The organism is Synechococcus sp. R55.7 (assembly GCF_047461955.1).
Taxonomy (GTDB): Bacteria; Cyanobacteriota; Cyanobacteriia; order Thermostichales; family Thermostichaceae; genus Thermostichus.
Window position 1 is genome coordinate 13,278 of the sequence record NZ_JANSIC010000006.1, and the last position, 9,354, is coordinate 22,631.

At 60.0% G+C, this 9,354-nt stretch carries 10 protein-coding genes and 1 pseudogene; 2 read left to right on the plus strand and 9 right to left on the minus strand.

The window, feature by feature from the left end:
* From NW820_RS00845 to NW820_RS00885, 9 genes are all read right to left on the minus strand, one after another.
* Window positions 1–1,324, minus strand: a 1,324-nt coding sequence (locus NW820_RS00845) for a cellulose synthase (protein WP_414406419.1), incomplete at its 3' end; no start/stop codon positions are given.
* A 226-nt stretch (window positions 1,325–1,550) separates the two neighbouring features.
* Window positions 1,551–1,820, minus strand: coding sequence for a 50S ribosomal protein L27 (rpmA, locus tag NW820_RS00850; RefSeq protein ID WP_011432382.1), 270 nt, complete (start codon window positions 1,818–1,820; stop codon window positions 1,551–1,553).
* A 76-nt stretch (window positions 1,821–1,896) separates the two neighbouring features.
* Window positions 1,897–2,322, minus strand: coding sequence for a 50S ribosomal protein L21 (rplU, locus tag NW820_RS00855; RefSeq protein ID WP_011432383.1), 426 nt, complete (start codon window positions 2,320–2,322; stop codon window positions 1,897–1,899).
* Between the two features lie 285 nt (window positions 2,323–2,607).
* The gene (locus NW820_RS00860) at window positions 2,608–3,366 is read right to left on the minus strand and encodes a photosystem reaction center subunit H (protein ID WP_414387857.1); all 759 of its coding nucleotides are present in this window, start codon (window positions 3,364–3,366) and stop codon (window positions 2,608–2,610) included.
* Between the two features lie 36 nt (window positions 3,367–3,402).
* The gene (locus NW820_RS00865; RefSeq protein WP_011432385.1) at window positions 3,403–3,684 is read right to left on the minus strand and encodes a chaperone modulator CbpM; all 282 of its coding nucleotides are present in this window, start codon (window positions 3,682–3,684) and stop codon (window positions 3,403–3,405) included.
* Window positions 3,681–4,616: a DnaJ C-terminal domain-containing protein gene (locus NW820_RS00870; RefSeq protein ID WP_414406420.1), complete on the minus strand. Its 936-nt coding sequence runs from the start codon at window positions 4,614–4,616 to the stop codon at window positions 3,681–3,683. Before NW820_RS00870 ends, NW820_RS00865 begins: the two co-directional genes overlap by 4 nt.
* A gap of 153 nt (window positions 4,617–4,769) precedes the next feature.
* A complete protein-coding gene (locus tag NW820_RS00875; RefSeq protein ID WP_414342452.1) occupies window positions 4,770–5,531 on the minus strand; it encodes a ChaB family protein in 762 nt (253 codons plus the stop codon).
* 258 nt (window positions 5,532–5,789) lie between these two features.
* A complete protein-coding gene (locus NW820_RS00880) occupies window positions 5,790–6,641 on the minus strand; it encodes a M28 family peptidase (protein WP_414406421.1) in 852 nt (283 codons plus the stop codon).
* Window positions 6,641–7,423, minus strand: a complete 783-nt coding sequence (locus NW820_RS00885; RefSeq protein WP_414406422.1) for an HAD family hydrolase — start codon at window positions 7,421–7,423, stop codon at window positions 6,641–6,643. The genes NW820_RS00880 and NW820_RS00885 overlap by 1 nt, the downstream gene beginning before the upstream one ends.
* A 119-nt stretch (window positions 7,424–7,542) precedes the next feature.
* Between NW820_RS00885 and lpdA the strand changes: the two genes are divergently transcribed.
* Window positions 7,543–8,925, plus strand: a complete 1,383-nt coding sequence (gene lpdA / locus NW820_RS00890; protein WP_414406426.1) for a dihydrolipoyl dehydrogenase — start codon at window positions 7,543–7,545, stop codon at window positions 8,923–8,925.
* Window positions 8,926–9,088: 163 nt separating this feature from the next.
* A pseudogene (locus NW820_RS00895) lies at window positions 9,089–9,354 on the plus strand (hypothetical protein); the annotation flags it as partial.

A 9,354-nucleotide genomic window follows, 5' to 3' on the forward strand; every position in this document is an offset into this window, starting at 1 on the left:
AACGCAGGGATCCCACCCCCATAGCCAGAAAAGTCAGCACAATAGCCAGAGCCTGAGGTCCTAAGGAGAGCTGGGAAGGCTGCTCGGGATAGGGGGGCACTCCCTGCAGACTTTGCACCAGCGCCTGGATGGACTGAAAAAACTGGCTGCCCGTCTGCCGTTCCGACTGCCAAGCTGCCCCCCACAGATGGGGGGGAAAGGCCAAGAGCCAACTGATGCGCCCCAGGAGAGCATAAGGCAAAAACCACGCGAAGAAGACCCGGTCAAAGGCCGGCACCGGCATCCACCCCGTGCAGAGAAAGACCATCGGCACCGCCAAGTAGACCAGCTCCGCCATCCCACCGGCAGCCCAGAGGGCCAGCCACAGGTATTGAAAGCGCTGCTGCTGCGTGGTCGGCTTGCCCCAAAAGGGGTTTTCCCTCAAGGCCGAAAACAAAGCCAGCAAAGCAACGCGGCGGTTGCGCAAGGGCAACAAAACACCCGTAACCTGGGTTTGGCGAACCAATTGAGACTGCCAGCCACGGCAGTGCATCTGACACCCCAACTGCACAGGGCGGCGAATGTCGATCTGCGGGATCCCTTCCAAAGCCTTGCGCCGGATGAGACAGCCAGAACCCAACAGGGGTGCCGCCTGGTAGCCCTGGGATCCCACCGCCAAGAGCTGCTGCAGTGGGTGAACGGCTCTGGGCTGGCCTAGGGTGCGCAGCATTGCCTGCACAAAGCCAGTTCGGTTGACAATTGGAGCCCGCTCCGGCGAGTCGTAAAAGTGGGGCAAGGTCTGCCACAGGAAGTCCCGCTCGAGAAAATGGCCCGGCTGTACTAGGAGGAGATACTCCCCTTGGATATGAGGGGATCCCATCGCGTAAGCCAGGGGGTCGGTTGTGGGGCTAGGGCAGGCCCAGTATTCGCAGGGAATGGCCCGCGCCGCCTTGGCCATCTCCTCATCTTCTACCCGATCCACAATGTGGACAAACAACCGCTCCCACGGGTAGTCGAGGTGCAGAGCCGAGAGCACTGTTTGCCGGGTTGCCTCCAGAGAATCCCACTGGCGCAGCACCAGTACATCCACTCGCGGTAACTGGAAAAACGACCGCCGCAGGACCTCTGGGGATGGGATCGTCTCTCTCGGCACTTGGGGATAGCGGCTGAGGGTAAAGCCCACCGCCGCCAGCCAAACATACAGCTCTGCCCCCCAAAACAAAAGGGATCCCAAATCCATCAACCCGGCTGTCAGTCGCCAGTAGAGGTACATCACCCCGGCAATGAGGTGAAGCAACCCTGCCCAGCGAAACAAATACACCCGCATCAGCTTTCTGCCTTCCACGCTTTTGCCATTTTCGCCCTCGAAGGGGCAGGGATCCCTAGCTCCTCTTCTCTTCCGGCTGGCCCCAATCCTCAAGAACGAAAAAAGTTCAGGAATCAGCAACAGCAAAACCCTGTCTGCTCTGGAGCAGACAGTTTTCAGCCCGGCAAGCAGCTTGGTCGACAGAAGCGAGAATCTTCTCTTGCGGAAGAAACTCTCCCAGGCAGTTTCAAAGCTGGGCCTTTCCCTACTGGGCAGCCACCTCAGCTGGGTAGACACTCACCTTTTGCCGCCACTTGCCATAGCGCTCAAAAGTCACAATGCCGGTGACCACAGAATACAAGGTGTCGTCGCCGCCGATGCGCACGTTCACCCCTGGGTGAAACTTGGTGCCCCGCTGCCTGACCAGAATGTGGCCGGGATGCACCAGCTCGCCCCCATAGCGCTTCACCCCCAGCCGCTTGGCATTGGAATCTCGACCGTTGCGAGTGCTGCCCGTTCCCTTCTTATGAGCCATAACGCCTCCTATGCAACTGCGTGATCAACAGAAACGAGATAAAAAAATCGGGATTCAGGACACCTGAGTTCAGAGTTTATTCCTCATCCGCAGGGATCCCTGTCGCCGCTGCCGAAGGGGCTGCCTCTGGGTTAGACTCTGGAGCCGCTTCCGTACGGGATGGTGCCGTGGCTAGGGGCACCCCATTGAGTTCAATAGACTCGATCAGCAGACGGGTCAGCGGTTGCCGATGACCCCTCTTTTTGCGGGTCTTTTTCTTTGGCCTCATCTTGTAGACGATGATTTTATCGCCGCGCCGATGCTGTAAAACCCGTGCCCTGACGACCGCCTCCGAAACGTAGGGATGCCCCAACGTGATTTGTCCCTCGTGGTTGATCAACAGCACACGAGACAAATCGAAGGGGCTGTTCTCCTCCACTTCCGCCAGGCGATCGACCTCGTAAAAACGCCCCGGCTCCACCCAAAGCTGCTTACCGCCGGTTTCCACAATTGCGTAAGTCATCTTTCTCCCTGCCGTACAGGTGCCCTGCGGGGGTCTTGAAACCTGATCCGAGCATTGACAGCGATCTTAGATCGTAGCCGAAAAAGCCGCCGTCCGTCAGCTGGGTTTGGTCGAGGACTGGCTTGCAACAGTTCCGGTCGAGCAGTGGGACGGACTCCCCAAGCACCTCATGCTGTTGCCCCCCAGCCCCTTTCCCAGAGGAAGAGGGGAGTTGGGAAGCAGTTGGGAAGCAAATGTGCAGCATCTGAGGCGACCGCAGGCCAGAGGTTGCAGAGTCATTCTTTGCTATTCGGTCAGCTTCTCCCAAGCAGCCTGAAGGGCAGCCTGCATGCGCTGAGCGGCGCGGCTGAGGCGATGTTGCCAGGTTTCCCACTTGTGTTGCAGAAACTCTGCCGCCTCGTCCAGTAGGGAGAGATCGAACTTGCCCCCTTTGGCCAGCTCGTCCCGCACCTGCTTCACCTTAACGCGCACCACCTCCGGCGGATCCTGTGGGCCAACCAACGCCTTGAGGCGATCCCCCATGCGCTGGATAAGCTGTTTCACCTGCCGAGATTTTTCGCTCCAAAAGTTCTTTAAGCCTTCCGCTTCCGATTTCAGCCGTTGCGGAGCATCCTCCTTAACCACCACCGCGTCCACATCAATGGCTTCCACGTCCTCAGGCAGGAGAACGGCGCGCCCCCCCCAAGGCTCGGCAATGCTGCCACCCAGAATATAAGCGGCAATCGCTCCAGTCTCCCAGTCAAAGAGAAAATCCTCAATCCAGCCGACCTCTCGATTCCCAATGCGCACTGTGCGACGGTAAAGAGAGCTGATGGGGGTTAGGGGGGTATCAAAAACGGTAGAGTAGGTCAGCAGCGCGTCTGGCCCGATGAGAGAAATCTGCTCCAGGGGGGTGTACCCCTGCTGGCTGGTGAAGTAGCATACCCGCCCTGTTGGGTCAACCCAGATTTCTTCTACGGTACCCAATGCGGTAGCAGTGCTGCCATCGAGGGCCAGCAGGCCCACCACTTGGCTACGTCGGATGATCTGTTCCATAGGGTTCATCGAAGTTTATCTCCTTGATGGGTTAGCTGGGCAGCCTCAAAATCCGCGGTAGTGGCGCAGTTGCCCCCTGAGCCGGGCAATTTCCTGAGCCATGTCCAAGACCATCGCTGCCCCCGTCCAGTTAAGCCCCAAGTCTCGGTGTAGGCGGCTCATTTGCAACAACCGCCTGAGCTGTTGGGGGGTCAGGTAGCTGCTCTCGGCCTCCACTAAGCCTTGGGCCAGCAGCCATTCCAGCAGGTGGGGAGGGATCCCCAGCAGTTCCGTGGCCTGCTCGAAGGTATAGAGCCGTTCTTCTACCCGCACAATGGCCAAACTCATAGACTCACCTCCTGCAAGTGGGCGCGGGGATCCCAGCTACGGCTTTGGCGCAGCTTTTCGTAGAGATCCCGCTCGGTCTGGGAAAGGGATTTGGGCGCCACCACCTTCAGCCGCACCAGCAGGTCGCTCCGCTGGCCTTGGGGATCCCGCCAGCCTTGGCCCCGCAGCCGCAGGGTTTGGCCGCTGTCTACCCCGGCAGGGATCCTCAGTTGCACGCGACCCGTAGGGGTGGGAACTTCCGCCGTCCCTCCCAAAGCCGCCTCGTCAGGAGTAATGGGCAGCTCGCAGAGCAGGTTGTCTCCGTCAAAGCGGAAGAAGGGATGGGGGGGCAGCTCCAAAGTGAGGTAGAGATCCCCTCTTGGCCCGCCAAAGGGGCTGACCTGGCCTTTGCCCTTGACGCGGATGCGACTGCCCGGCTTAGCGCCGGGGGGAATGCGGATAGTTAGCGTTTCTCCATCTAGGTTCAGCCGTTTCTGGGTGCCGTGGAAAGCTTCTGCCCAGCTGAGACCCAGAGTGCCCTCCACATCCTGCCCCGGCAAATCCACCGAAACAAACGGCCCAAAGCCGCCGGCGAAGCCCTGGAACCCGCTGCGGCGGGATCCCATACGGCCCAACAGCTCGTTGATAAACTCCTCGAAGCTGGTGTACTGGGCGAAGCCCTCCATGCCGGGCATTCCAGCAGCAGAACCAGTACCCACCCGCTGCCAGTACTGCCCAAACTGGTCGTAGCGCCGCCGCTTCTCTGGATCAGAGAGCACCTCGTAGGCTTCGTTGATCTCCTTAAAGCGTTCCTCTGCCGCCTTGTTGCCGGGGTTCACGTCGGGGTGATACTGGCGGGCCAACTTGCGATAGACGCGCTTGATTTCCTCGGCAGAGGCATCTCTGCTGACGCCCAGGATCTTGTAGTAATCCTTGAAGTCACTCGCAGCCATAGGCTCACCCCTGCAAGGTTAGGTTAGAGTTTTTCGGGCTATTCTCAGGATATAAGGTTGCAGCTAAAAAATTGGAGCAGACCCAGAACACGTACAGGCAGAGCGGCGAGATGGCGCTTTACTGTGCTCTCGCTACTTCGGAAACTTTTTGGGCTAGGGCTTGCGTTTGGAGAAGATCCCTTTCTCATCTCGTGTGAAAATTTGCTTGACCTTTTCCCAAGCTTTGAGGAGTGCATGGGTGGAGTTATTGCTCTCTTGTTTGGCTTGGTTGTAGGCTTCCACAAAGGTTTGCTGCGCTTCTTCCGAGAGGTCAGCGCGGATTTCCGGCGAGATGCTCTCTGGGGTTAAGTCTCCCTCTGGCTCACCGGGCAAGTTCAAGTCGGCAATGGAAACTTCCTCTCCGCCAGCACTCTGCAGCAGCAAGTAAATTTCGCCCGACTTCTCTTCCGGTACTTGCACCACCAACAAGAACTCGCCCGCCTGTACCCGGGTTTGGTAGATGGCGGCTTTCTCCTGCGGCATACCCAAGGCAATCAGGGCGGATCCCAGGCCCGCTCCCAGTGCTCCGTACAAAGCGCCGCCCGTTGCCCCCAACAAAGCGGCTCCCAGAGGCCCAGCGGCCACCACTGCCCCCAAAAAGGGAATGAACAGCACCCCCACGCCAGTGAGCAGCCCCAGCAGGGATCCGAACAGGGATCCATAGATGGCCCCATTGGTCAGACCGTCCAGAACCACCTCTTTGCGGGTGATAAACCCGGTAATTTTGGCTTCGGTTTGAAAGTTGCGGCCAATAATGGAGATGCGATCGTTGGGAATGCCACGGTTCAAAAGCCGCTGGATACACTCTTGCAGCTTGCCCTCTTCTTTGAAGGCGGCGGAAACACACTTTTTGGGAGCTTGGGCAAAAGCGCTCATACGCAATCTCCTGCTGAGTTTTACAGTGCCAAGGCAGGTTTTTTAACCTTTTCCCTGCTACTACTCTCGTCTTACTACTCTCGTCTATTGTCTCCCCTCTTCAGCAAAGGACTCGGTCGCAGAATCGCGAACCCCCTGGAGAAATCTCCGTACTGAGGATGCCAATTCTACCCTTACCCCTGGCCTCCTTCCAGGAGAGGGGAGTTGGGATTCAACGCACGCTACTTGCTGCCGGAACGACTGTGGTGTTTGGAAGAGCTACAGCAAGCGGATCCCGGCCATCAAGCCCTGGCAGACCCCCGTCAGGAAGTCTTGATCTAGGGTTTCGAGGGTGTCGCTTGGCTTGTGGTAGTGAGGGTTGCGCAAGAAGGCGGTGTCGGTAACCATAACGGCGGCGTAGCCCGCATCCCAAAAGGGGGAGTGGTCGCTCAGGCGAGTGGCAGGCAGGATTAGGCCCCGCTGCCCGGCCAGCAGCCAGCAACAAGGGATCCCCGCTTTTTGAAAATCACGCTGCAGCTTGAGCAGATCCCCCCAGGTGGGCCAGTTGCCGATGAGACCGATGTAATCTCCCCGGTTGGGGTAAAGCTTCTCAAGGCCGGCGGGATAGTCCTGGGATCCGGGGGCGGGATCCCGGTAGCCCAGCATCTCCAGAGAGAGCATCAGCCGCAGGGGCTGGCGCTGCTGTTTGAGAAAGCGGGCGTAGGCTGTGCTGCCCACCATTCCCCGCTCCTCCAGGTCAAAGGCCACCAGCCACAGCGGAGAAGAAGCCGGCTCGGCAGCAAAATGGCGGGCCAATTCCAGCAACACCGCTATGCCGCTGGCGTTGTCGTCTGCTCCAGGGGTTGCCGGGGCAGCGTCAAAGTGGGCTCCGATGAGGATGGGTTGGCGACCAGAACGGGATCCCGGCAATTTCAAGATCCAGTTGCGGTGCAGGCGGCCACCGGCCTCAAAGGGGAAGGACTCCAGGGATCCCCACTTAGAAAGCTGCTCTTGGATGTAGCGCTCCACCTGGCTATGGCCCAGGGGCGACCAGTCGGGATCCCGGGGCTGGGCCACTTGCTGCAGATGAGCCTCTAGGCGCTGCCGCAGGTCTTGGAGATCTGACGCCATCATGAGCTTCCCACTCCAGACCGGGCAACTTGAGCATGGATCTGTCGGGCCAACTCCAGGGTGAAGTAGCGGTGGGATCCCACCGTTCCCGCCAACACCCGAAACGGATCCTCAGGCTCCCCCAGGTGATCCAGCACCAGAGCCGCCCCGGAAAAATCCTGATCCCGGGTATAGTCGTTTACCGTCACCACAGTGGGAATACCGGCCTGCTGGGCCGAGCGCAGCCCATTCTCCGAGTCTTCAAAGGCCAGGCAGGCCTGGGGGGGCAGCCCCATCTGTTCCAGGGTGTAGAAGTAGATGTCGGGGGCGGGCTTTTTGGCGGGGACAATATCGCCGGCAGCGATCACTTCAAACCAGCTCAGGCTCTCCGGCAGCGCGTGCTCCAAAAGGGCCGTCACGTTTTCCGGCGTGGTGGTGGTGGCAATGGCTAGACGGATCCCAGCAGCTCTGGCCTCCTGCAGGAGGCGCTTCACCCCTGGGCGGAGTGGGATCCCCCCTTGGGCCAATAGGGCAGTGTAGTGGCGGGTTTTGGCCTGGTGCAACCGGGCAATCAGAGCCACCAGATCTTCCCCAGGGAGCAGCGGCGGCTGAATGGTGTCGATAAAGTGGCGAATGCGCTCTTTACCTCCCGTAATGGCCAAGAGCTGGCCGTACAGCTCCACCGACCAGTGCCAGTCCAGCCCTGCCTCGGCAAAGGCAGCGTTAAAGGCCACGCGATGACCATCCCGCTCCGTGTCCGCCAGCGTGCCGTCCACATCGAAGATCAAAGCTTGGAGTGTCATGTGTACCCCCACCCGCCTACAAGCGACTCTATGCTACTGCATGGCTTGGGTGCTCTCAGCCTGGTTTCTGGGAAGGCCGACAAGATGAGAGAATGAAGCACCGGTTATCCAATCTCGCCATGAGCTTCGATTTTGACGTAATCATCATCGGTGCCGGCGTCGGCGGCCACGGCGCTGCTTTACATGCGGTCGAATCTGGCCTGAAGACCGCCATCGTTGAAGGTGCAGAAATGGGCGGCACCTGCATCAACCGCGGCTGCATCCCCTCCAAGGCTCTCTTGGCCGCCTCCGGACGCCTGCGGGAACTGCAACACAGCTCTGAGCTGGGCATCCAAGTGGGATCTGTCCAGGCTGACCGGGGAGCGATTGCCGCCCATGCCGCCCAGGTGGTGGAGAAAATCCGCGCCGACATGACCCGCTCCCTGGAGAGGCTGGGGGTAACAATCCTGAGAGGGCGGGGCAAGTTGGTGGCACCCCAGCAGGTGGAAGTCCAGGAAGAGAAGGGATCCTATACCTACACGGCGCAGGATGTTATTCTTGCTACGGGCTCCCGCCCCTTTGTGCCCCCTGGCATCGAGGTGGATGGCCGGACGGTGTTCACCAGCGACGAGGCGGTGCGGCTGGAGTGGATCCCGGAGCGCCTAGCGATTATCGGCAGTGGCTACATTGGCCAGGAGTTTGCCGACATCTACACTGCCTTGGGATCCCAGGTCATCCTCATCGAAGCCCTGGAGACCCTGATGCCGGCCTTTGACCCCGATATTGCCCGCCTGGCCCAGCGGGTGCTGATTAAGCCCAGGCAAATCCAGACCTACGTGGGGATCACGGCCAAGCAGGTGATCCCTGGCCAGCCAGTAACGATTCACCTCTCCAACGGCGAGACGCTGCAGGTGGATGGCTGCTTGGTGGCTGCCGGTCGGATCCCGGTCTCAGAGGGGCTGGGCTTGGCCGAGCTGGGCATCGACACCGGCAAACGGGGGTTCATCCCCGTCGATAGCCGCATGGCCACCGATTTGCCTCACCTCTGGGCCATTGGGGATGTGACCGGCAAGATGATGTTGGCTCACGCGGCGGCAGCTCAGGGGAGAGTGGCCGTGGAAAACATCTGTGGCCGTACTGCCTACATGGACTACCTCAGCATCCCGGCCGCGGTGTTCACCCACCCGGAAATGGGTTTTGTGGGGCTGACCGAACCTCAGGCCAAGGAGGAAGGCTACAGCGTGGGCACGGTGCGCACCTACTTTGGCGGCAACTCCAAGGCCATTGCTTCGGGAGAGACAGAGGGCATGGTCAAGCTGGTCTTTGACAAGAGCACCGGCCTACTGCTGGGATCCCATATCTTCGGGCCCCATGCGGCGGATTTGATTCACGAGGCAGCTCAGGCCATTGCTCGCCGGGCCACGGTGCGAGAACTGGCCGGCTTGGTGCACGTTCACCCCACCTTGGCAGAGACGCTGGAGGAAGCCTACAAGCGGGCAACTCACGCTCTGGCAGGGCCTTAGCCAACGGCTCGGCAGAGGGTCGCCTGCCTCACTCGGTTTTGTGAGGACTCCGTCCCGCCCGCTCTGCCTCCGGCGGGGTTTACAACCAGGCTGTGAAGGGCCAGGTTCTCAGACGGGCAACCCAGCAAGATCTCCCGGCTCAAAGCGTCAAGAAGACCTTAGGATGGGGGGGAACGCGTGGGAGGAAGTGCTTTTGGTGAGCGAAGCCGAGATTACCCAGGCAGTGCAGGCCCAGTACGAGACTTTCCCCTATCCTCCTATTCCTTACGACCGGCCCTTTGAGGGCTTCTCCAGTCTGGGCAGCTATACCTTGGCGCAGTACGCCCGCACCCGCACCTTGCAAGAGCCCACAGGATCCAGGTTTTTGGTGGCCGGGTGTGGCACCGGCTGGGAAGTGCATGGCATTGCCGCCAGCAACCCCGGCTATGG

Coding starts and splice junctions, on each gene's coding strand:
- rpmA (WP_011432382.1), bottom strand. CDS start 1,820: ATGGCTCATAAGAAGGGAACGGGCAGCACTCGCAACGGTCGAGATTCC.
- rplU (WP_011432383.1), bottom strand. CDS start 2,322: ATGACTTACGCAATTGTGGAAACCGGCGGTAAGCAGCTTTGGGTGGAG.
- NW820_RS00860 (WP_414387857.1), bottom strand. CDS start 3,366: ATGAACCCTATGGAACAGATCATCCGACGTAGCCAAGTGGTGGGCCTG.
- NW820_RS00865 (WP_011432385.1), bottom strand. CDS start 3,684: ATGAGTTTGGCCATTGTGCGGGTAGAAGAACGGCTCTATACCTTCGAG.
- NW820_RS00870 (WP_414406420.1), bottom strand. CDS start 4,616: ATGGCTGCGAGTGACTTCAAGGATTACTACAAGATCCTGGGCGTCAGC.
- NW820_RS00875 (WP_414342452.1), bottom strand. CDS start 5,531: ATGAGCGCTTTTGCCCAAGCTCCCAAAAAGTGTGTTTCCGCCGCCTTC.
- NW820_RS00880 (WP_414406421.1), bottom strand. CDS start 6,641: ATGGCGTCAGATCTCCAAGACCTGCGGCAGCGCCTAGAGGCTCATCTG.
- NW820_RS00885 (WP_414406422.1), bottom strand. CDS start 7,423: ATGACACTCCAAGCTTTGATCTTCGATGTGGACGGCACGCTGGCGGAC.
- lpdA (WP_414406426.1), top strand. CDS start 7,543: ATGAGCTTCGATTTTGACGTAATCATCATCGGTGCCGGCGTCGGCGGC.